23 protein-coding genes and 1 tRNA gene are annotated in these 20,250 nt (G+C 69.8%); 15 read left to right on the top strand and 9 right to left on the bottom strand.

Going from position 1 to position 20,250, the window contains the following annotated elements:
• Nucleotides 1-19 precede the first annotated feature (19 nt).
• Nucleotides 20-3,229: a fused isobutyryl-CoA mutase/GTPase IcmF gene (icmF, locus tag ACFPFQ_RS03045; protein WP_379614488.1), complete on the bottom strand. Its 3,210-nt coding sequence runs from the start codon at nt 3,227-3,229 to the stop codon at nt 20-22.
• A gap of 190 nt (nt 3,230-3,419) precedes the next feature.
• Nucleotides 3,420-3,647 carry a hypothetical protein gene (locus ACFPFQ_RS03040; RefSeq protein WP_379614486.1) on the bottom strand — a complete coding sequence of 76 codons (228 nt, stop codon included), beginning with the start codon at nt 3,645-3,647 and terminating at the stop codon, nt 3,420-3,422.
• A gap of 146 nt (nt 3,648-3,793) precedes the next feature.
• On the opposite strand from ACFPFQ_RS03040, the gene ACFPFQ_RS03035 reads away from it, so the two are divergent.
• The gene (locus tag ACFPFQ_RS03035) at nt 3,794-4,540 is read left to right on the top strand and encodes a maleylpyruvate isomerase family mycothiol-dependent enzyme (RefSeq protein WP_379614484.1); all 747 of its coding nucleotides are present in this window, start codon (nt 3,794-3,796) and stop codon (nt 4,538-4,540) included.
• A gap of 121 nt (nt 4,541-4,661) precedes the next feature.
• Here the strand turns inward: ACFPFQ_RS03035 and ACFPFQ_RS03030 are convergent, their stop codons facing one another.
• The gene (locus tag ACFPFQ_RS03030) at nt 4,662-6,101 is read right to left on the bottom strand and encodes a DHA2 family efflux MFS transporter permease subunit (protein WP_379614482.1); all 1,440 of its coding nucleotides are present in this window, start codon (nt 6,099-6,101) and stop codon (nt 4,662-4,664) included.
• An 84-nt stretch (nt 6,102-6,185) separates the two neighbouring features.
• Here ACFPFQ_RS03030 and ACFPFQ_RS03025 point away from each other — a divergent pair, with 84 nt between their 5' ends.
• A complete protein-coding gene (locus tag ACFPFQ_RS03025) occupies nt 6,186-6,890 on the top strand; it encodes a TetR/AcrR family transcriptional regulator (RefSeq protein WP_379614480.1) in 705 nt (234 codons plus the stop codon).
• A 13-nt stretch (nt 6,891-6,903) separates the two neighbouring features.
• Here the strand turns inward: ACFPFQ_RS03025 and ACFPFQ_RS03020 are convergent, their stop codons facing one another.
• Nucleotides 6,904-7,092, bottom strand: coding sequence for a nuclear transport factor 2 family protein (locus tag ACFPFQ_RS03020; protein ID WP_379614640.1), 189 nt, complete (start codon nt 7,090-7,092; stop codon nt 6,904-6,906).
• Nucleotides 7,093-7,110: 18 nt separating this feature from the next.
• Between ACFPFQ_RS03020 and ACFPFQ_RS03015 the strand changes: the two genes are divergently transcribed.
• Nucleotides 7,111-7,446, top strand: coding sequence for a hypothetical protein (locus tag ACFPFQ_RS03015; protein ID WP_379614652.1), 336 nt, complete (start codon nt 7,111-7,113; stop codon nt 7,444-7,446).
• Nucleotides 7,447-7,504: 58 nt separating this feature from the next.
• Here the strand turns inward: ACFPFQ_RS03015 and ACFPFQ_RS03010 are convergent, their stop codons facing one another.
• Genes ACFPFQ_RS03010 through ACFPFQ_RS03000 form a run of 3 tightly spaced genes read right to left on the bottom strand, consistent with a single transcriptional unit; the run spans nt 7,505 to nt 10,604 of the window.
• The gene (locus ACFPFQ_RS03010; RefSeq protein ID WP_379614478.1) at nt 7,505-8,011 is read right to left on the bottom strand and encodes a GNAT family N-acetyltransferase; all 507 of its coding nucleotides are present in this window, start codon (nt 8,009-8,011) and stop codon (nt 7,505-7,507) included.
• On the bottom strand, nt 8,008-9,621 hold the full coding sequence (locus ACFPFQ_RS03005; RefSeq protein ID WP_379614476.1) for an alkaline phosphatase D family protein: 1,614 nt from the start codon (nt 9,619-9,621) through the stop codon (nt 8,008-8,010). The genes ACFPFQ_RS03010 and ACFPFQ_RS03005 overlap by 4 nt, the downstream gene beginning before the upstream one ends.
• Before the next feature lie 38 nt (nt 9,622-9,659).
• On the bottom strand, nt 9,660-10,604 hold the full coding sequence (locus ACFPFQ_RS03000) for an ROK family protein (protein WP_379614474.1): 945 nt from the start codon (nt 10,602-10,604) through the stop codon (nt 9,660-9,662).
• Between the two features lie 72 nt (nt 10,605-10,676).
• On the opposite strand from ACFPFQ_RS03000, the gene ACFPFQ_RS02995 reads away from it, so the two are divergent.
• The 12 genes from ACFPFQ_RS02995 to ACFPFQ_RS02940 all read left to right on the top strand — a co-directional run bounded on the left by ACFPFQ_RS02995 (nt 10,677) and on the right by ACFPFQ_RS02940 (nt 18,508).
• Nucleotides 10,677-11,717 (top strand): DoxX family protein, encoded by a 1,041-nt coding sequence (locus tag ACFPFQ_RS02995; RefSeq protein WP_379614472.1) that lies wholly within the window; start codon nt 10,677-10,679, stop codon nt 11,715-11,717.
• Between the two features lie 130 nt (nt 11,718-11,847).
• Nucleotides 11,848-12,249: a PE domain-containing protein gene (locus ACFPFQ_RS02990; protein ID WP_379614470.1), complete on the top strand. Its 402-nt coding sequence runs from the start codon at nt 11,848-11,850 to the stop codon at nt 12,247-12,249.
• Nucleotides 12,246-12,857, top strand: coding sequence for a DUF3558 domain-containing protein (locus ACFPFQ_RS02985; RefSeq protein WP_379614468.1), 612 nt, complete (start codon nt 12,246-12,248; stop codon nt 12,855-12,857). The genes ACFPFQ_RS02990 and ACFPFQ_RS02985 overlap by 4 nt, the downstream gene beginning before the upstream one ends.
• Nucleotides 12,858-12,937: 80 nt before the next feature.
• Complete coding sequence (locus tag ACFPFQ_RS02980) at nt 12,938-13,339, top strand: hypothetical protein (RefSeq protein WP_379614466.1); 402 nt, start codon at nt 12,938-12,940, stop codon at nt 13,337-13,339.
• Nucleotides 13,336-13,929 carry a DUF3558 domain-containing protein gene (locus ACFPFQ_RS02975; RefSeq protein ID WP_379614464.1) on the top strand — a complete coding sequence of 198 codons (594 nt, stop codon included), beginning with the start codon at nt 13,336-13,338 and terminating at the stop codon, nt 13,927-13,929. Before ACFPFQ_RS02980 ends, ACFPFQ_RS02975 begins: the two co-directional genes overlap by 4 nt.
• A gap of 9 nt (nt 13,930-13,938) precedes the next feature.
• Nucleotides 13,939-15,282: a hypothetical protein gene (locus ACFPFQ_RS02970; protein WP_379614462.1), complete on the top strand. Its 1,344-nt coding sequence runs from the start codon at nt 13,939-13,941 to the stop codon at nt 15,280-15,282.
• 31 nt (nt 15,283-15,313) lie between these two features.
• Nucleotides 15,314-15,388, top strand: a tRNA-Ile gene (locus tag ACFPFQ_RS02965).
• A gap of 167 nt (nt 15,389-15,555) precedes the next feature.
• Nucleotides 15,556-15,768 (top strand): hypothetical protein, encoded by a 213-nt coding sequence (locus tag ACFPFQ_RS02960; protein WP_379614460.1) that lies wholly within the window; start codon nt 15,556-15,558, stop codon nt 15,766-15,768.
• Complete coding sequence (locus ACFPFQ_RS02955; RefSeq protein ID WP_379614458.1) at nt 15,765-16,184, top strand: type II toxin-antitoxin system VapC family toxin; 420 nt, start codon at nt 15,765-15,767, stop codon at nt 16,182-16,184. The genes ACFPFQ_RS02960 and ACFPFQ_RS02955 overlap by 4 nt, the downstream gene beginning before the upstream one ends.
• Nucleotides 16,185-17,416: 1,232 nt before the next feature.
• Nucleotides 17,417-17,587, top strand: coding sequence for a hypothetical protein (locus ACFPFQ_RS02950; protein ID WP_379614456.1), 171 nt, complete (start codon nt 17,417-17,419; stop codon nt 17,585-17,587).
• A gap of 421 nt (nt 17,588-18,008) precedes the next feature.
• A complete protein-coding gene (locus tag ACFPFQ_RS02945; RefSeq protein ID WP_379614454.1) occupies nt 18,009-18,227 on the top strand; it encodes a hypothetical protein in 219 nt (72 codons plus the stop codon).
• An 8-nt stretch (nt 18,228-18,235) separates the two neighbouring features.
• On the top strand, nt 18,236-18,508 hold the full coding sequence (locus ACFPFQ_RS02940) for a hypothetical protein (RefSeq protein ID WP_379614452.1): 273 nt from the start codon (nt 18,236-18,238) through the stop codon (nt 18,506-18,508).
• A gap of 108 nt (nt 18,509-18,616) precedes the next feature.
• Here ACFPFQ_RS02940 and ACFPFQ_RS02935 read toward each other — a convergent pair whose 3' ends face one another.
• Nucleotides 18,617-19,765, bottom strand: a complete 1,149-nt coding sequence (locus tag ACFPFQ_RS02935; RefSeq protein ID WP_379614450.1) for an LLM class flavin-dependent oxidoreductase — start codon at nt 19,763-19,765, stop codon at nt 18,617-18,619.
• The gene (locus ACFPFQ_RS02930) at nt 19,762-20,238 is read right to left on the bottom strand and encodes a GlcG/HbpS family heme-binding protein (RefSeq protein WP_379614448.1); all 477 of its coding nucleotides are present in this window, start codon (nt 20,236-20,238) and stop codon (nt 19,762-19,764) included. Before ACFPFQ_RS02930 ends, ACFPFQ_RS02935 begins: the two co-directional genes overlap by 4 nt.
• Between the last annotated feature and the right edge of the window lie 12 nt (nt 20,239-20,250).

Below are 20,250 nucleotides of genomic sequence, written 5' to 3'. Positions count from 1 at the left end.
TCCTGCAACGCCGCAACAGCTACATGTTCCGCCGGTACTGCCCGCCCACCTCGAAGAACGCATCGGTGAGCTGCCCCAGCGAGCAGACCCGCGCCGCCGCCATCAGCTCGTCGAACACGTTGCCCTCACCCGTCGCGACATCCTGCAGCCGCCGCAGCGCCGCCTGGGCCTCGTCCTTGTGCCGGGACTGGAAATCGGCGAGCCGGTCGAGCTGGCTCTGCTTCTCCTCCTCCGTGGCACGGGCGAGCTCGATCTCCTTGGGTGACGCGTCGGTCTCCGGCGCGACGAACGTGTTGACGCCGACGATCGGCAGCGAGCCGTCGTGCTTGCGGTGCTCGTAGAGCATCGACTCGTCCTGGATCTTGCCGCGCTGGTAGCCGGTCTCCATCGCACCCAGCACGCCGCCGCGCTCGGCGATGCGGTCGAACTCGTCGAGCACCGCCCTCTCGACGAGGTCGGTGAGCTCGTCGATCACGAACGAACCCTGCAACGGGTTCTCGTTCATCGACAGGCCCCACTCGCGGTTGATGATCAGCTGGATCGCCATCGCGCGCCGCACCGACTCCTCGGTGGGCGTGGTGACCGCCTCGTCGTAGGCGTTGGTGTGCAACGAGTTCGCGTTGTCGTAGAGCGCGCACAGCGCCTGCAGCGTGGTGCGGATGTCGTTGAAGTTCATCTCCTGCGCGTGCAGGGACCGGCCGGACGTCTGCACGTGGTACTTCAGCTTCTGCGACCGCTCGTTCGCCCCGTAGCGCTCCCGCATCGCGACGGCCCAGATCCGCCGGGCGACGCGCCCGATCACCGAGTACTCGGCGTCCATGCCGTTGGAGAAGAAGAACGACAGGTTCGGCGCGAAGTCGTCGATGTCCATGCCGCGCGCGAGGTAGCTCTCGACGTAGGTGAAGCCGTTGGACAGCGTGAACGCGAGCTGGCTGATCGGGTTCGCCCCGGCCTCGGCGATGTGGTAGCCCGAGATGGAGACCGAGTAGAAGTTGCGCACCCGGTGGCGGATGAACCACTCCTGGATGTCGGCCATCATCCGCAGCGAGAACTCGGTGGAGAAGATGCACGTGTTCTGGCCCTGGTCCTCCTTGAGGATGTCGGCCTGCACGGTGCCGCGCACGTTCGCCAGCGCGAACGCGGTGAGCTCCTCGCGCTCCGCGTCGTCGGGCTCGCGGCCCTCCTCCTCGCGGAAGCGCTCCAGCGTCTGGTCGATCGCCGTGTTGAGGTAGTAGGCCAGGATCGTCGGCGCCGGCCCGTTGATCGTCATCGACACCGACGTGGACGGCGACGTGAGGTCGAAGCCGCCGTAGAGCACCTTCATGTCCTCGAGCGTCGCGATCGAGACGCCCGACGTGCCGACCTTGCCGTAGACGTCGGGACGGGTGTCGGGGTCGCGTCCGTAGAGCGTGACCGAGTCGAACGCCGTGGACAGCCGCTTGGCGTCGGAGTCGGCAGAGAGGTACTGGAACCGCTTGTTGGTGCGGAACGCGTCACCCTCGCCTGCGAACATGCGCGCCGGGTCCTCACCCTCGCGCTTGAACGGGAACACCCCGGCCGTGAACGGGAACTTCCCCGGCAGGTTCTCGCGGCGCAGGAACCGCAGCAGGTCCGCGTCCTCGGTGAACGACGGTAGCGAGACGCGGTGCACCTTGCTGCCCGAGAGCGTCTCGCGGGTCAGCTGCGTGCGCAGCTCCTTGTCGCGGATCTTGACGACCAGCTCGTCGCCCGAGTAGTCCTCGACCACCTGCGGCCAGGTGTCGAGCAGCTCGGCGGCATCGGCCGGCAGCGCCTTCTCAGCGGTGCGCAGCGCCTCGTCGACCGCTTCTCCCACCAGCTCCCGCGCCGTGCGCAGGTGCTGGCGCGTCCGCGCCGCGTCGACGGCCGTAGCGGTGTCGTCGTGGTAGTCGCGGACGGTCGCGGCGATGTCGGCGAGGTAGCGCGTGCGGTTGGTCGGGATCACCGCGGCGTGCGGGGACGACGTCTTGCGGTCGGTGCGTGCCAACCGGCCTTCGCCGAGGGTGAGCCCGCTCTTGCCCAGCGTCTCGACGAGGTGCTGGTAGAGCGCGGTGACACCGTCGTCGTTGAAGGTGGCGGCGCTGGTGCCGAAGACCGGCATGTCCTCCCACGTCGATCCGAAGGCCTCGCGGTTGCGCACCAGCTGGCGGCCGACGTCGCGGCGGGCGTCCTCGGCGCCGCGGCGCTCGAACTTGTTGATCGCGACGGTGTCGGCGAAGTCCAGCATGTCGATCTTCTCGAGCTGCGACGCGGCACCGAACTCCGGCGTCATCACGTACAGCGAGCTGTCGACGAACGGGACGATGCCGGCGTCGCCCTGGCCGATGCCGGGCGTCTCGACGATCACCAGGTCGAACCCGGCGGCCTTGAGCACGGCGATCGCGTCGCCGAGGTGCTCGGGGAGCCCGCCATCCATGCCGCGGGTGGCCATGGAGCGGAAGAAGACGGTGTCGCCGACCAGCGAGTTCATCCGGATCCGGTCACCGAGCAGCGCGCCGCCGCCCTTGCGCCGCGTCGGGTCGACGGCCAGCACGGCGATGCGGAGCTTGTCCTCCTGGTCGAGGCGGAAGCGGCGCACGAGCTCGTCGGTGAGCGAGGACTTGCCCGAGCCGCCGGTGCCGGTGATGCCCAGCACGGGCACGGCGTGCGACGGGACGTGGTCGCGGACCTCGGCCGGCAGGTTGCCCGTCTCGGCCAGCGTGAGTGCCCTGGCCAGCGTTGCCTGCTCGCCGGCGTAGACGCCGTCGAACGATGCGGGCGGCTGGGCCGTCAGGTCGACGTCGCACTCGCGGATCATCAGGTTGATCATCCCCGGGAGGCCGAGCTTCTGGCCGTCCTCCGGGGAGAAGATGCGCGAGACCCCGCGCGAGTGCAGCAGCTCGATCTCGCGCGGCACGATCACGCCGCCGCCACCGCCGTAGACCTTGACGTGCCCGGCGCCGCGCTCGCGCAGCAGCTCCACGAGGTAGGTGAAGTACTCGACGTGCCCGCCCTGGTAGGAGGAGATCGCGACGCCCTGGGCGTCCTCCTGGATCGCGGCGGCCACCACCTCGTCGACCGAGCGGTTGTGTCCGAGGTGCACGACCTCGGCGCCCTGGCGCTGCAGGATCCGCCGCATGATGTTGATCGCCGCGTCGTGGCCGTCGAACAGGCTCGCGGCCGTCACGAACCGGACGGGGTGGGTGGGGACGTGCAGCTCCTGCTCGACCATCAGATGTCCTCTCGTCCCGGCGCCACGCAGCGCCTCGACGAGATTTAGTTTGACATCCTAGTATCGGACGTACAAGTTAACGTGACGTGATGCCGGTCGCGCTCCTCCACGCGGCCTGCACGGTGAGCAGCTCCGCAGGGGTGGCGCCCCGCACCACGAGGGGCTGAGCGTCTGGTTGTCGGCGCGCCGCTCAGGCGACGCGCTGCTGCGGGGCACCCTCGATCGGCGCGAGCACGACGGTCGGCACGTCGAGGGTGGCCTCGGCGGATGAGCTCGCCGGCGCGGCCATCCGGTTGTCGGTGATGGACTGGCGCGCCCGCTGCGCCGCCGCGTTCAGGAAGGCTCCGAGCACCGCGAGAAGCGCCCCAGCAGCGATGATGAAGCTCACCGCCGCGTCCGGCGCGATGATCACCAGCACGAACGATATGGCCGGCCACCACAGCAGAGTCCGCACGGGAGCGGGCACCGACCATTCTCGAACCTCAGGCGACATGTGCGATTCCTACCCGATCCGGGTCCGAGGTATGCACGCGGGCACCGCCCGGTCGCCGATATCGTCCACTCGTGGACCACGCCGAAGCTCTGATCGAGGAGAACCGCTCACTCGCTGTGATCATTCGTGGGGCTGATCCGGCCTTGCGGGTGCCGACCTGCCCGGAATGGACGCTCCTGCAGCTCGCCCGCCACGTCGGCCGGGGGCACCGCTGGGCTGCGACGATGGTGCGCGAGCGCGCCGAGACCCCTGCCGATCCCCGGACGGTGCCCGACGGCCGCCCGCCCGAGGACCCCGACGGCGTCACCGATTGGCTGAATTCCAGCGCCCAGGCCGTCCTCGACGCCGTGGCGGCGACCGGTGGCGACACCCCGATCTGGACGTTCACCGGCCCGAAGCCGGCGGCCTGGTGGGTCCGCAGGCGACTGCACGAGGCCACCGTCCACCGCGCGGACGCGGCGATCGCGGCCGGTGTCCCGTTCGTGATCGACCCCGCGCTCGCGGCCGACGGCATCTCCGAGTGGCTCGACCTGGTCAGCGCCCGACCCGCCCAGGCCGACGCGCCCGCGCTGGCCGACGGCGCCACGCTGCACCTGCACGCCACCGACGACGGGCTCGGTGCGGCGGGGGAGTGGCTGATCCGCGGCAGCGGGGGCGCCGTGGTGTGGGAGCCGGGGCACGGCAAGGGGGACGCGGCCGTGCGGGGGCCGGCCGCCGACCTGCTGCTGGCGGTGCTGCGTCGGGCCCCGGCCGAGAGCGTCGAGGTGCTGGGCGACGCGACGGTCTGGACGAGCTGGCTGGAGCGGACGGGGTTCTGAACCCCCCGCTCCGCCGTACCTCTGAACGCAGCGCCGAACCGCAGCATGGTGGCCATCCCAACGTTGGATCGCAGGATGGCCACCATGCTGCGATCCCGGGAGGCCACGCCACACCGCGCCCTCACCCCACCAGCTCCGCCTCCGCCCGGGCCCGCCGCGGCAGCAGCCCGGCGAGCAGGCCGCTCAGCAGGATCAGCCCACCTGTCGCCCACAGCGCCGCCTCGACGGCCCCGGTCGCGTCGCCGGCGTCGAACAGCGTGAAGAAGATCGTGCCGAGCACCGCCACCCCGGCCGCCCCGCCCAGTTGCTGGTTGGCGTTGAGCACGCCGGACGCCGAGCCGACCATCGGCAGCGACACCCCGGCCAGCACGATGTCGAAGTAGGGCGACATGAACAGCCCCATCCCGAACCCGCACAGCAGCAGCGCCGGCGCCAGCTGCCAGCCGCTGACCGGGCCGTCGACGAGAGCCAGCGTCAGCAGCGTCCCGCCGATGCCCGCCGCCATCAGCACCGCGCCGACCTGCACCACCGACCGGCCGAACCTCGGGCCGAGCACCGCCCCCGACAGCCCGGCGCCGATGGCGACGCCCACCGCCCACGGTGCCTGCGCGAGGCCCGCCTGCAGCGGTGTGAAGTGCAGTCCGAGCTGCAGGTAGAGGCCCAGCACCAGGATCATGCCGACCATCCCGGCGAAGAACACCAGCCCGACGATCATGCCGGCGGTGAACGCCCGCTGCCGGAACAGCGCCGGCTCGACCAGCGGTGAACGCCCGGCGCGTCGACGGCGCAGCTGGTGCGCGGCGAACCCGGCGAGCACCGGCACCGACGCGGCCAGCATCCAGAGGATCCAGGCCGGCCAGCCCAGCTCGCGGCCCTGCACCAGCGGGAACACCAGCAGCACCAGCCCGGCCGACACCAGCAGGGCGCCGACCGGGTCGGGGCGCGGCCCGTCGGCGGAGCGCGACTCCGGCAGCGCCCGCGCGGCCAGCACGAGGCAGATGAGCCCGACCGGCAGGTTGATCAGGAACACGGTCCGCCAGCCGGCCCCGGCGAGGTCCCACGCGATGAGCGCACCGCCCAGGATCGGGGCGACGATCACCGCGAGCCCGATCGTCGGCCCGAACGCGCCGAACGCCTTGCCCAGCTCTGCGGGCGGGAACATCGACTTCACGATCCCGAAGCCCTGCGGGATCAGCACGGCCCCGAACAGGCCCTGGACGACCCGGCTGCCGATCAGCATCTCCGGCGACGTCGCGAACCCGCACAGCGCCGACGCGACGATGAACCCGACGAGCCCGACGAGGAACATCCGCCGCCTGCCGTACAGGTCGCCCAACCGGCCGCCGGTGATCAGCCCGACGGCGAAGGCGAGCGTGTAGCCGGCCGCGATCCACTGGATCGTCGTGCCGTCGCCGCCGAGGTCGTCGCGGATCGACGGGGCGGCGATGCCGACGACGGTGGCGTCGATCAGATCCATGATCTCGGCCACGAGCACGGCCGCGAGTGCGAGCCAGCGCAGCCGGTAGAGGGGCGGGGCGGGTGGGGCCTGCGGGCTGTTCATCTCAGCTCCTCACTGACGAACACCGTTCGCTAACGAACACTGTTCTACTGGCGAACCATGTTCGTGTCAACTAGGCTTCCGGGCATGACGGCCGCTGACACCTCGCCCGAGCCGCCGTGGTGGACCCCGCGCAAGGCCGTGGTCCGGCGGTCGCTGAGCCGGGAGGTGATCGTCGCCGCGGCGTTGAAGGTGCTGCGCGCGGAGGGCATCGACGCCGTGAGCATGCGCAGGATCGCGACCGAGCTGGGCACGGGCGCGGCGTCGCTCTACGCACACGTCGCGCACAAGGAGGAGCTGCTCGAGCTCGTCTTCGATGAGGTGGTGTCCGAGGTCCCGCTGCCCGATCCCGATCCGCGGCACTGGCAGGAGCAGGTCACGCAGCTCTGGAGCGACTCGTGCGCCGCGCTCGCGCGCAACGGTGAGATCGCGCGGGTCGCGATCGGGCGCATCCCGGTCGGGCCGCACGCGCTGCGCCTCTCGGAGGCGACGATGTCGCTCCTGCGGATGGGCGGGGTGCCCGACCAGGCCGTGGCGTGGGCGGTCGACGTCATCGGGCTCTACGTCTCGGCCAACGCCGTCGAGCGCTCGCTGGCTGCCGACCGGGAGCGGGCGGGCGCCGACGACGACGCCTACTACGCGGACGTCGGCAGCTACTTCGCGGCGTTGCCCGCCGACCGCTTCCCGGTCACGCTGGCACTGGGTGCGGCGCTGATGCAGGGATCGGCCGAGGAGCGGTTCCGGTTCGGGCTCGACCTGCTGGTGCGGGGGCTGGCGGCACTGGTCGAGTAGCAGGCCTCGGTGGTCAACCGTTCGCGACACCGCCACCGAGCGGTAGGCGGCGGGCGAGGATCCTGCGGTGGCTGATCCGCCACCCGTCGGGTCGTCTGCGGACCGTGTCCACGTAGGTGGCGCTGCCGCAGCCGTGATCGCTCAGCACGACGAGTCCCTTGGAGCGCACCGAGGCGGTGTCGCTGTCGTCGGTCTCGGTGATGACGATGTTGGTGACGAGGTGTGTCCGCCGATCGCAGGCCGGCTCGACCCCGCCGCGCGGACGCTCGGCGCAATCGTGATGCGCTCCTCGTCGCCGCGCGGGAGTTGTTCGACGAGCACGGTCTCGAGGTCGCCCTCGACGACATCGCCAGACGCCACCAAGCTGACGGCGGCGACGCGCCTGCTCGACCGCGCCCACGGCGCGACGGCCGTCCGACCGGGGCTGACCGCGGTGGACCTCCTCGCGCTGGTGAGCGGCATCGCCCTCACCGGTCTTCCCGAGCCGCGGCTCGATGGGCTGCTGGGCCTCGTCCGCGACGGCTACGGCGCGCCCGTCCGACATCACGGTCCGTGATCGGCACCGAGCACCTGCACCTGCCGGCCGCGCAGTCGACTGCGTGACCGTCAGGCGGTCAGAAGTCCTCCCGCAGCAGGTCCATGAGCAGCCCGTCGTGCCACTGCCCGTCCGAGGAACGCTCGTAGCGCCGCATGATCCCCACCGGCCGGAACCCGGCCCGCGAGCAGCTGCGGATCGCCCGCTCGTTGTGGGCGGCGGGATCGATCACGACGCGGTGGTGCTGGCGGGTCTCGAACAGGAACCGCGCCATCGCACGCATCGCGTCGCTGCCCAGGCCCTGGCTCTGGTGGTCGGGATGCAGTGCGAGGTCCATCGCCGCGTGGCGGTGGTCGGGGTCGAGCTCCTCGCGATAGATGATCAGCCCCGCGACCTCGCCGGCAACCTCGATGGCGTAGCCGTTGGGGCCGAGCAGCTCGCGGCGCACCCGTTCCAGGTCGTAGCCGCCCCACCACTTCGCGATGTCGGGATGGCCGAGGATCTCCAGGAACAGCGGCACGTGTGCAGCCGTGGTGGGCCGCAGCACCACCGTCTGGCCGGCGGTGGCGAACGGGACGTCGATCATGGCGTCAGCTCCAATCGGGCCCGCTCGGCCAGTGATGCGGCCGTCAGCGGTTGTTCGAAGAACACGGTGGCGTGGCGGTCGGCCAGCTCGAGGGTGGCGATGGTGTTGCCGAACAGGGGGCCGGCGAGGCGTTCCCAGCTCAGGGGCTTCGCCGGTGCTCCCACCTGCGCGGCCCAGCGTTCGGCGAAGCGACGGGCACCGCGCGACCAGGCGGCGCGGAATCCAGGTTTGACGTACCACTCGAGCTTGTTGTGCACCGGCGAGCACGTGAGCTGGTGGACCGCGGCCGCGTGCTCTCCGGGGAGATCGGCCCTGGCCGCGTAGCTGTGGTGCACATCCCCGGACAGGACGTTGACGGTGGCCGGACCGCCGTCTGCGGCCGCGCCGATCATCGCGGTGAGCCGGTCGAACGAGGCCCGGAACGCCGGCCAGTGCTCGAGGTCGGCGGCCTGGCGCAGCCATTCCCCGAACGCGCCGCGACGGCCACCGCGGGCGGCCGCGATCTCGTTGACCGTCTCCAGATCGCCGATCGCATGCGGCAGCAACCACGGCACCGACGTGCCCAGCACCAGGTGGTCGACCCGACCGGGGGCGGTGACCTGCTCCTCGATCCAGGCGAACTCGGCCTCGCCCAGCATCAGGTGCTGGCCGTGGTCGAGCTTGCGCCCGTTACGAGAGTCGATCATCAGCAGGTGGGTGTCGCCGAGGTCCCAGCGGAAGCTGAACCGCACGCCCTCCCCGCCGTCGGCCTCCGCATCGGCCCGATCGGCGATCTCGACGAGCAACGGCCAGACGTCGCCCTCGTGCGCCATGACCCGCCGGTAGTCCTTGTCGGCGGCCAGCTCGGCGGGGGAGAGGTTGCCGATGTGCTGGTAGACCCAGTACGACGCGAGCGCCGCCCGGATCCGGTCCTGCCACCACGAGGTGGCACGCATCGCGTCGCGCCAGGCCGCCGAGGTGTTCCAGTCGTCGCGAACGTCGTGGTCATCGAAGATCATCGCGGTGGGCACGGTGGACATCAACCAGCGGACCTCGGGATCGCTCCACGAGTCGTCGTAGAGGCCCACGTACTCCTCGAAGCCGACGATCTCGTCGTCGGGCCACTCGGGGTGCCGGTCGCGACGCCCCGCGATGCGGGTGCGGCTCTGGGGTGTCAGCTCGTCGGCGTAGACCTGGTCACCGAGCAGCAGCAGCGCGTGGGGCCACTCGTCGGCCGGCCGGTGTGCCATCCGGGCGGCGTACACGTCGAGGGCGTCGAGCCCGAGCTCCTTGGACAGCTTCGGATCGGAGACCTTGGGGTAGCGACAGGAGCCGAAGATGATCCGGTTGCTGCGGGCGGTGTCGGCGCCGCGGGTGCGCAACAGGCTCGGCGGGAACGGGCTGCTGGGTTGCGGCCAGACCTGCGCACCGTCGATCTCGACGGTGTAGGGCACGGCCGTGCCCGGCTCCAACCCGGTGACGGGCACCAGCGCGAAGAACTGGCCGGCCACCTCGAACGTGCGTGCCGAGCAGCCGAGCACCGAGACGGTGGCCGCGGCGGTCGTCTGCACCCACACCTGAGCCGTCGTCTCGCCGACATGACGCAGGACCGGGCCCAGTGCTAGTGACACACCTCTCACCCTACTGAGCGACGGGACGGGCCGTTGTCTCAGATGTGATCAAGGGCCAGCAGGGCCGCACCGATCTTGCCGGCGTTGCCGCCGAACGTGGCGGCGACGATCGGGGCGATCCCCCGTGCGGTCGGCGCGTAGGCGTACTCGCGGGCGGCGGCCCTGGCCGGGGCGAGCAGCAGGTCGCCGGTCTCGACCAACCCGCCACCGACCACCACCACGTCGATCTCGAAGATGTTGGCCAGCGATGCGATCCCGACGCCGAGCCAGCGGCCCAACCGCGCGAACAGGGCCTCCGCCGTCTCGTCGCCGAGCTGCGCGGCCCTGGTCACCGTCTGTCCGGTCACCTCGCCGTCCTCGGCGCCCAGGCGCGCGATCAGCCCGTCCGGGTCGTCGTCGGCGGCCTCGCGGCCCATGCGCGTGAGCGCTGTGCCGGACGCGAACGCCTCGAAGCAGCCGTGGTTCCCGCACCCGCACACCGGGCCGTCCGGGTTCAAGATGATGTGCCCGAGCTCGGCGCCCATGCCCGTCGGGCCGCGGTAGATCCGCCCGTCCATGATCAACCCGCCGCCGATGCCGGTGCCGACGGTGACCATCACCATGTTCGGGTACGGCTCGCCCAGCCGGGCCTCCGCGAGGGCGGCGACGTTGGCGTCGTTGTCGACGACCACCGGCAGGCCGGTGACCTTCTCGAGCTGCTCGCGCACCGGCCAGTCGCGGTAGGCGTTGTTGGGTGCCCACAGCATCTTCCCGACGGGCCACTCGACGATGCCGGCAGCCCCGACCCCGATGGTCGCGATCTCGTGGACGGCGCGCAGCCGCTCGATGAGGTCGACGAGCACCGCGGTGACGGACTCGGCGTCGGACTCCTCCGGCGTCGGTTCGACGAGCTCGGCCAGCACCGTGCCGTCGGTGTCGACGACGGCTGCCGCGATCTTCGTGCCGCCGATGTCAAGACCGATGGCCAGCTTCCTGATGGTCACGAAAGCATGATGTCATCCCCGGGTGGATCGATACAGCGTTTGGTCCCCGAGGCGGGCGGGCATCCTCTCGACATGCTCCTTCGACGCGTTGCTCGACCGATGCTCGCCGCGATCTTCATCACCGGCGGCATCAACGCCCTGAGGTCCCCGCAGAGCCATGCCGAGGTTGCCAGGCCGGTCCTGGACGCGGTCACCCCTGCGGTGGAGAACGCCGGTGACCTGAGCCCCATCTCCGGGATGCCCGCCGACGAGTCCATGGTGAAGCTCGACGCCGGGGTGAAGATCGTCGCGGGCACGTTGCTGGCGGTGGGCAAGTTCCCGCGGCTCGCGTCCACGGCGCTGGCGGCGTCGCTCGTCCCGACGACGCTCGCGGGCCACCGCTTCTGGGAGGAGACCGACCCGGAAACGCGCACGGCCCAGCAGATCCACTTCTTCAAGAACATCGGCCTGCTCGGCGGGCTCCTGATCGCCGCGGCCGACACCGAGGCCAAACCGTCGCTCGGGTGGAAGGCCCGCCGCGCGGCCCGCCGGTTCGGCGACTCGGCGTCCTCGCAGGCAGACGCGCTGTCGACGACGGCGAACGACGTCACGTCCCGGGTCACCGACGCCGCCCACCACACGTCGGGGATCGCGGCCGGCCTGGCCGCCGGGCTCGCGGGCGCGGTCTCGGCACAGACGTCGGGAGCGGGGTCCGACCTCGCCGACCGTGCCGACGCGCTGCAGAAGAAGGCCGCGAAGCGTGGTGCGGAGCTGCAGAAGGCGGCGTCCGACCACGGCGCCGCCTGGCAGAAGAAGGCGCTGAAGAAGCGGGCCGAGCTGGAGAAGAAGGCCTCGAAGAAGGGCACAGCCTGGCAGAGGAAGGCCGGCAAGAGGCGCGCGGTGCTGGAGAAGGAAGCCTCGAAGCGCGCCGCCTCGTGGCAGAAGCAGGCGGCCAAGAAGCGCGACGAGCTCGAGAAGATCGCGCGCAAGAAGGGCCCCGAGCTGGCGGACCAGGCCAGCCGCTTCGGCCACGACATCGCCGCCCGCGCCTCCGCGATCGGCAGCGAGGTCGCCGAGCAGGCCGAGGGCGTGGCCAAGGACGCCCGCAAGAGGGTGGCGGCGCTGACCAGCTGACGCTGCCGCTGATCCAGCCGAACGAACGGCTCGTTCGTCCACTTCTGGTGGACGGACGAGCCGTTCGCTTGCGGTGGTGAGTTGTTCTGAACGGCCCCGCGGGGTGGGGTCGGGCTGGGACGATGTTCGCGTGGCGGAGCGCAACGACAAGGATCTCTGGGATCCGGCGAAGGAGATCGACCGGACCCGTGCGCAGCTTGCTGCTGCCCAGACGGTCAAGGACGAGGCGATCCGGGCCGCCGGTGGCTACGTCGTGGATCCGGAGCGGGCGCAGGGGTGCATCGACGAGCTGGGGCGGATCGCCCAGGACGTTCGGTTGGCGCTCGTGCAAGCACGCGTGCTGCAGTTCGATCCACCTGGTTTCGATGACGTGAGTCGGAACGTCGCCAACAACGGTGCTGAGATGGCCCGTCGTGCAGTCGCATACGTCACGACTTGGGCCAATCAGATCGACGCAACTCGTGTTGCCCTGCAACGGCAGCTCGATGCTTACCGAGCTGTTGAGCAGGCGAACTCAGGCGGTCGCGCATGAATCGCCTGGGGCGGCTCGGCGCTGCTTGTCTGTCTGTCCTTCTCCTGACGGGCTGCACCACCATATCGAGCTCCGGTGGCCCGGTCACGCAGCCAGGTGTGGCAACCGCGTCGTCGACCGGCCAACCGTCCACTGCCCCTGCGAAGCCATCGCCCCGACTGTCCCCCATAGTTCGAGAGCCCAAGGATGCTCGAGGGATAGCGCCTTGTGCCCTGCTCACAGCGGTGCAGTTAGGCGAACTGGGCCTGATTCCGGAGTCTGCGCAGCCAAGTACCTCCGGCGCAGCACAGGTCTGTGGCTGGCGATCCGTCGATCCGGGGAACGCCGGCGGTATCCAGATCAACACCAATCCGACCCTCCCATCGTTGGATGGCATCTACCTCGTGAGGGACACGTTCGATGTGTTCGAGCCGATAGAGGTGTCCGGGCACCCCGCTGTACACGCAGATCAGATCGCCGGCCCGGTCTGCACGATCTACACCGCGATCGCTGACTACCAAGGTGTCTCGACCGACGGCAATCTTGCGGGTCGACCGCTGGCGGATCCCTGCGGGCCGTCCCGTCGGATGGCGGAGCTGATCCTCTCCAACCTGCCGCCCCTGCGCTGATCGGCCGCATCGAAGCATTCGGTGGGTCGAGTTGTTCCGAACGGCCCCGCGGGGCGGGGTCGGGCTGGGACGATGTTCGCGTGGCGGAGCGCAACGACAAGGATCTCTGGGATCCGGCGAAGGAGATCGACCGGACCCGTGCGCAGTTGGCTGCCGCTCAGACGGTCAAGGACGAGGCGATCCGGGCCGCGGGTGGCTACGTCGTGGATCCGGAGCGGGCGCAGGGGTGCATCGACGAGCTCACCCGCATCACGGACGAAGTTCGGCGCTCGATAGCGGCGGCCTGGAGGCTCCGATTCGACCCGCCGGGGTTCGATGCCGTGAGCATGAACGTCACCAACGCGGGAGCCACCATGGCGAAGCGGGCCGTCGACTACATCGCAACGTGGGCGAATCAGATCGAGGCCACGCGAGACGCGCTGCAGCGACAACTCGATGCGTACTGCGCGATCGAGCAGAGCAACGCGGTCAAGCGCACATGAACACGCTGCGGCGCGCCGGTGCGGGAGCTCTCCTCGCTGTGTTGGTCGGAGGTTGCTCCGGACAGGCACCCGCAGTGCCGGCAACGACGAGCATGACACCCACAACGACTGCCGCCGCAGAGAAGCCACCCCCACGATTCGCGCCATCCGTGCGAGAACCTCTCGACGCCAGGGGAGTTGCGCCCTGCGCGCTGCTCCGTACGGACCAGCTGACGCAGCTCGGTCTCAAGCCCGACAGCGGGATCGCCGGCGTGTCGGGTGCAGCAGAGGTGTGCACCTGGAGTTCGTCGACCGATCCGGGCAACCCCGCTGGACTGCAATTGAGCACGCACCCCGTTCAAGCCGCCCTCGATGTCATCTATGCCACGCGGGACTCGCTGGAAGTGTTCGAACCGATGGTCATCGCCGGTCACCCGGCCGTCCGCGGGGATGAGACCGCGTCAACAGGCTGTGTCCTCTACACCGCCATCGCGGACTACCAAGGTCTGGCCGTGGGCGCAGACATCGCCGGTCGTCCCTCGACCGACCCCTGCGCCAAGTCCCGCCGGATGACCGAGCTGATCCTCTCCAACCTGCCACCCCTGCGCTGAGGAGGCCCGATGCCGAGCGACTACCCGCCCACCGCCGTGCCGTTCGAGAACTTCGCCCTGCCCGACCTGCACGATCCGATCGTGCAGGGTCCCGGGTTCGGTGGCCTCGAAGGTGCCGCCGACGTCTACATGAACCTGGCCGAGACACTCGACAAGGCCTCCGGTGATCTCCGCGCGGTCATGACCGCGAGCCTGGGTGTACACGAGGGCGAGGCGGCCGATGCCGGGCGCCAGCACATCGGCAAGGTGGCCGCCGCGGGTGACGTCGGCGCGGCACAGGCCCGGCTCGCGACACTCGCGATGCAGGAGCAGGCCACCTACTACGCGCGGGCCGCCCTCGACATGAAGGCCGCAGCCGAGGCCGCCGGGAGCGCGGGGGAGGAGAAGGCGCGCGTCCAGGCCGTCGATGCGGCGCGGTTGTACGAGACGAACTCCAACCACAACCTGTCCACCGTCTTCCAGGCGTTCGAGCCACCCCGGATACCCGCGCCGGACGTGTCGATCGCCGCCGCACCCCACGATCCGGGCTGGGCCAGGTCCAGTGGAGGCGGCGCTGCCGCCGCCGGCGTCCCCACGACCCCGGCGGCAACCGGACTGCCGAACGGAACAACCGGACCGGGCACCCTCCCCACACCCGCGGCCGTCCCGTCCATGGCCGGTGACCCGGCACCGGGAGCCAACGCGGCCGCCGTCCCCGGCCCCGGAACGGGCGGAAATGCGCCGACCACGGTGCCCCCGGTCGGAGGATCACCGCCCACCACGACGCCATCCACCACGACGCCACCGGGCGCGACGCCCGGCACGACCCGTCCCGGACCCGTCACGACGTCTCCGTCGACGGTCCAGCCGAACCCGGAGTCGCTCGATCGGTCCCGCACCCCCTCCCTGCCCGGAGTCGCCGACGATCCGGGTGGGGTCGGCCGCACGAACCCGAAACCCGTTCCCGCGGGCACTGGCACGCCGTGGACCCCCGGCCAACCCTGGAGCTCCCGCAACAACGCCGACCTGCCGCTGGTCCCGGGTGCCCCCGGCACCGGGGCCGGCACGGGCAGCCGCGGCGGCGGCTCCTCGCTCGGCGCAGACCCGAGGCCCGGCACCGAGCCCCGTCCCGGCGCCGGCCGCCCCTCCGGCCTGCCCGCATCCGAACCGATTCTGAACGGCACCGGGGCCTCCCGAGCCGCAACCGCGGGCCAGCACGGCATGCCATTCATGCCGATGGGAGGAGCCGGGATGGGGCGCCAGGGCGGCACCCACGAACGCCCACCGTGGCTGCTCGACGCCGACCCCGACGAAACCTGGATGTCGAACCTCCCCGAGCACGGGCCGGGAGTCCTTGAGCCCCTCGAGGACTGACCGAGGCGGTAGGTAGGGTCTGCAGCTACTCGGGGCGGTAGCTCAGCTGGTCAGAGCAGCGGACTCATAATCCGTCAGGTCGTCGGTTCGAACCCGACCCGCCCCACTTGTGCAGGTCAGAGGCCTGCGGTGTCGACGTGGACTCATAACCGATTGAAGGTTTCGGGAAGGGTATCCAGCGGTGGTCGTGGGTAGGAGGCAGTCGTCGCCGCTGACGGGCGGTGGTCGCGTCGCGCGGTTGGCGGGGCGCTGTGGCGGGCTAGGCTGTTCGTCATGAGTGCCGAGCGGGACGAGCTGCGTGAGCTCGTCGAGCGGTTGCCGGATGACGAGGTGCCGACTGTGTTGGCTGATGTTCGTCGGCATCTGGAGTCGGCGGGGCGTCGCTCGTGGCCGCCGGCGTTCTTTGGCGCCGGCCGGGCGGGTCGTGGTGATGTGGCGGCGCGGTCCGAGGAGATTCTGGACGAGGGTTTCGGCCGTCCGGCGTGATCGTCTGTGACACGGGGCCGATCGTGGCCGCGGCACTGGTGGATGATGATCACCATCACGAGTGCGTCGAATTGTTCACGGGACTGCACCTGGCGGGTAGACGGCTTTTGGTTCCGGCGACGGTCGTGGCGGAGGTTGGATACCTGCTGGCTCGTGAGGCTGGCGCTCGGGTTGAAGCGATGTTTTTGACGTCCTTGGCGAACGGTGATTTCGAGCCGGTCGACCTGCTTCCTGTCGACTACGCCCGGGCGGCGGAGTTGGTCGAGAGGTATGGGGATCTGCCGTTGGGCACTACGGATGCGACGGTCGTTGCGGTTGCGGAACGGTTGGGTCTTCGTGAAGTCGCGACTCTCGATCGTCGGCATTTCACGGTCGTCCGACCGGCTCATGTTTCTGCGTTGACGATCCTCCCGTGAGGAGTCGTCGTTATTCGTTCGTTGAGTGAGCCGATGGGGTGACGGTTGTGGGGCGTTTCCCGTTCGGTCGTGCATCTACCCGTCGGCCGCCGCGGTGGCCTGATGGGAATGCGGAGTTGGCGGTATTGGGTGTCTACCCGAGCGCGCTGCACATTCGTTGGTCCTTGCCCGACGCGTCCGCAACGGTCGGGGCTCTTGCGGTGGACGACGAACCGACCGTCTTTTGGGACGGCGCGGACGCGGTAACGCGTATCGAGGGTTGGAAGCGTGAGGTCGGCTGGACAGAGGTCTGGGGGACCGTGGGAGCGGCGGGTGGCAACGGAAGTTCGGGTCGCCACGTCGTCGACCACGTGCTGAAGCCGCTGGGTGTGTCCCTTCGAGCGTGTACTTCACCGACTGTCTGCCGACGTTCTTCGTCAAGTACGGGCCGGGGGTCGCAAGGGGAGCGTATTCAGGCGATCTACCAGCCATTCGCCGCAGCGCAGGGCCTGCCTTCAGCTGACCTGCCGCCCAGGCCATCGGTGGCGGAGTTGATCAGGCGCTCGGTGGCGGAGGAGGCAGAGATCTTGCTGGGGCAACTGGCTGAGTCCGAGGCCTCTCGGATCGTGACGCTCGGGCAAGAGGTGTCGCTGACAAGAGGCTGCCAGCGTTCTGGCGGCGATCACGGGTGCTGATGAGATCGTCCTTCGTCCGGACGCCGGCTACGGCAGGCCTCGGGCGATCGTCATCGATGGGGCCCGCCGGGAGTGGATTCCGTTGACCCATCCGGGCAATCGGACGCCGGCCTGGGCTGCGCGGCACCGCGTGTGGATGGCGACGGGTTCAGAAGGTGGTTGATCGGCGTGAACACCATGCAGTCAGGTGATCATGCCCACGGGAATCCCCACGCTTATGCCCGCGATTACCTCAGATCGTCGTTCATCGTGATAGTTGCCGTTGATCACGGTTTGCCGTCCTGACCTGCCATCGAACATTCTGGGTGAACATCGCTACAGCCCTCTGACCAGCGGATATGAGATCCGTCAGGTCGTGGGTTCGAACCCCACCCGCCCCACTCCTGAGCTGCAGAGTTGTGGCCAGAGTTGTCGTGATTGTCGCTGGTGATCAGGATTTCGCGTCACGGCCTCGAACCCTTGTGGGCGACTGCCGACCGCGCGGGCGGGCAAGACCGGGCTGTGGCGCGGCCTAGTTGAGACGATTCCTGCGGGCCGAGTGCCAGGCAGGTCGCGAGGATGTGGGTACACCACCTGCTGATCCGATCGACCAACAGCGCGTGCATCGACAAGCACATCCGCTCACTGATCGGCACGGTGAAGATCGCCGAGCTCGACGCGCGCACGTTCGACTCCTTCCACGCCGAACTCCGCCGCTGCCGCAACCACTGCGCCAGTTCCTGGGCATGAACGAGAAGACCGCCGCTTCGATCACGTCCACGGTAGGTTCGGGCACTGGTCGACCGACGACGTCGTCTACACCGCGACCGAGCCGAGCGTGGTCGTTGCCGCCGGCACTGGCAGAACCAGGGCGTGAAGCCAGGCCGGGCGCGGTGCTCGCGTCACAGTCGCTTGCGATGTCGCTCAGGGCCGCTCGGGCCGGGCAAACGACTGGTGGACCCGCCTTCGGCGGGGTGTCCTGTCGGCCCGGAGCTTGACTCGGCCGCCCTCACTGTCAAGGGTCGCTGCGCGATCGCCTGCGGCGACGGACTGCGTCCGCCCTGGACAGCGAGCCTCTGCGGCCGGCCTGGCCGCTCGTGCGGTGGCGGGGTGATGCGCCCGCCACCCACCGCCGGGCCGACAGGCCCCTGGCCTGCAGAAGGCGACCACCGTGTCCATCACCAGCACCGCGACCGCGGCGATCACCGAGCCACCGGTCGCTCCGAACGCCCTGATCTGTCCCGGGTGCGGAGAGGACGTGATCCCGGTCCCGCCGGCGTTCTGGCGGTTGGCTGATGGCCTGCCCACGGCGACGTTCTCCCACTGCGACCGCTCCGCGCTGTGCCGCACCCGTGTCGGCGACGTGGCCGAGCCGGTCGAGGCCCGCTGATGGCCGGTGTGAGCACACCCGCCGGACAGGCCGGCGCAACGATCACCGAGCACCTGGTGGTGTCGTTGAGCGCGACGTGGCGCGCGATCCAGGTCCGCCACTCGGACGTGCCCGATGTCGTGCCGACCCTGGGATCGGGCAAGGTCGGTGCCCGCCTTGGTGAGGTCACACTCGGCTACTTCGCAGCATCGCGCTGGTACACCACCGGCACCACCGCGCCGACGAGAACGCGGCCCGCGCCGGCCACGACGGTGAACCAGGTGCTCGACCAGCACACGTAGTTGAGCACATGGGAGCGCAGCACCCGGGACACCCACGTCGGCTACATCAACGAGCACATCCGCCCGCTGATCGGCACGGTGAAGATCGCTGCGGTCACCGGATATGGATCAGGTCCGCAGGCCTGCCTGCACCAGCAGGGGCATGACCTGGGCCCCGAACTGCGCGAGTTCGTGCTCGTAGTCCAGGAAGCCCAGGATGACCCCGTCCATACCCGCCTTCGACAGACCGGCGAGCTCGTCGGCCACCTGCTCGGGTGTCCCGATGATCGGGTAGCCGCCGTAGCCGAGCACGAAGCGCTCCTGGAACTGTCGCAGCTGGGTGCCGAAGGACTGGCTCTGCAGGCCGAGGACGGACATCAGATTGTTCGCGCCCTCCCAGTCGCCCGCCTCGAGGATGCGGTCCCGGACGGCTTGTGCCTCGACTTCGGTGTCACGGCAGATCACGAAGGCGTAGGTGAGGATGCCGATCTGCCGCTGGTACTCGGTGGCGGCGAGCTCGCGGACCTTGGCGGCGTACGCGGCACCGTTCTCCAGGGTGTCGACCGTGGCGAAGTTGAAGTCGACGTGCTTGGCCGAGAAGTGGAGGCCGGCGGGCGAGTTCCCAGCATTGACGAGCACCGGACCGGGTCGCTGAACCGGCTTGGGCTCGGCCTGAGCCTGCTTGATGGTGAGGTAGTTCCCGCTGTGGTCGAACGGCTCGTGCTCGGTCCAGAGGCGCTTAACGACGCTCACCCACTCGTCGCCGAAGGCATAGCGGTCGTCGTGCTGACGCTGCTCGGCCCCGAACATCTCCATTTCGGGGGTGAACCAACCCATCACGGCGTTGAGCCCGAACCGGCCGCCGGCGATGTGGTCGATCGTGGTGGCCATCTTGGCGGCGACGATCGGGTGGATCGTCGGGACGTGCGTGGTTGCGAAGACCATGATGCGCTCGGTGGCCTGAGCGAGTCCGGCGGCCCAGGTGTAGCTCTCGAGGCAGTCACCGTTGAAGTTCGTGGCCCCGCCGAACCCACGCCACCGCGCGACCGGGACCATCATCTCGAAACCGAGCCGATCGGCTTCCTTCGCGATGGCCAGGTTCTGGTCCCAGGTCGGCCGGAAGGTGGTCGGGGCGCTGGTCATCGTCAGCCCGTTGCTCACGTTGGTGCCGAAGAGCCCGAGCTTGAGCCGCTGGTCTCTGTTGTAGAGCGGCACGTGGGCGGCACGGTAGGCGTCGATCTCGTCCTGATGGACCTGGCCGGCAGTCGGGTTGGTCACTGCTCCTCCTGCTCGGATCGGCCGTCGGACCAGAGTCCGCAGGCAGTGAGGGCGGCCTGCGCGACCGCCATGTCATCGGTGTAGTGGCCACCGCTCAAGCCGATCCCGCCGAGGAGCTGGCCGTCGATCCGGAGTGGATAGCCACCGCCGAAGACGGTGAGCCTGGGGACGGTGGGAATGCCCGCTGCGAGCGGCGGATCCCCCTTGATGAACTCGTGCCACTGGTCGGTCGGAATGCCGAAGGCAGCAGCGGTGTAGGCCTTGTCCTGGGCCAACTGCACAGCGAGCAGGGGCGCTCCGTCCATGCGCAGGAAGCCCTGCAGCACTCCGGAGCTGTCGGTCACGGCGATCGCCATCGGTGTTCCGTGGGCACGTGCCGCGCCGGTCGCCTCGGTGATCAGCTTCGACACGAGGTCGGCGTTGATGCCGTGGTGGGTGGTGATGCCGGGCGCAGTCAACGGGATCGTCGCCATCTGGGTGTCCTT

This window comes from Pseudonocardia sp. GCM10023141, from assembly GCF_042653605.1.
This window is presented reverse-complemented; position numbering and strand designations above follow the sequence as displayed.

Coding starts and splice junctions, on each gene's coding strand:
- ACFPFQ_RS03030 (WP_379614482.1), bottom strand. CDS start 6,101: ATGAACAGCCCGCAGGCCCCACCCGCCCCGCCCCTCTACCGGCTGCGC.
- ACFPFQ_RS02970 (WP_379614462.1), top strand. CDS start 13,939: ATGCCGAGCGACTACCCGCCCACCGCCGTGCCGTTCGAGAACTTCGCC.
- ACFPFQ_RS03010 (WP_379614478.1), bottom strand. CDS start 8,011: ATGATCGACGTCCCGTTCGCCACCGCCGGCCAGACGGTGGTGCTGCGG.
- ACFPFQ_RS02995 (WP_379614472.1), top strand. CDS start 10,677: ATGCTCCTTCGACGCGTTGCTCGACCGATGCTCGCCGCGATCTTCATC.
- icmF (WP_379614488.1), bottom strand. CDS start 3,229: ATGGTCGAGCAGGAGCTGCACGTCCCCACCCACCCCGTCCGGTTCGTG.
- ACFPFQ_RS03025 (WP_379614480.1), top strand. CDS start 6,186: ATGACGGCCGCTGACACCTCGCCCGAGCCGCCGTGGTGGACCCCGCGC.
- ACFPFQ_RS02930 (WP_379614448.1), bottom strand. CDS start 20,238: ATGGCGACGATCCCGTTGACTGCGCCCGGCATCACCACCCACCACGGC.
- ACFPFQ_RS02960 (WP_379614460.1), top strand. CDS start 15,556: ATGAGTGCCGAGCGGGACGAGCTGCGTGAGCTCGTCGAGCGGTTGCCG.
- ACFPFQ_RS02985 (WP_379614468.1), top strand. CDS start 12,246: ATGAATCGCCTGGGGCGGCTCGGCGCTGCTTGTCTGTCTGTCCTTCTC.
- ACFPFQ_RS02950 (WP_379614456.1), top strand. CDS start 17,417: ATGTGGGTACACCACCTGCTGATCCGATCGACCAACAGCGCGTGCATC.
- ACFPFQ_RS02975 (WP_379614464.1), top strand. CDS start 13,336: ATGAACACGCTGCGGCGCGCCGGTGCGGGAGCTCTCCTCGCTGTGTTG.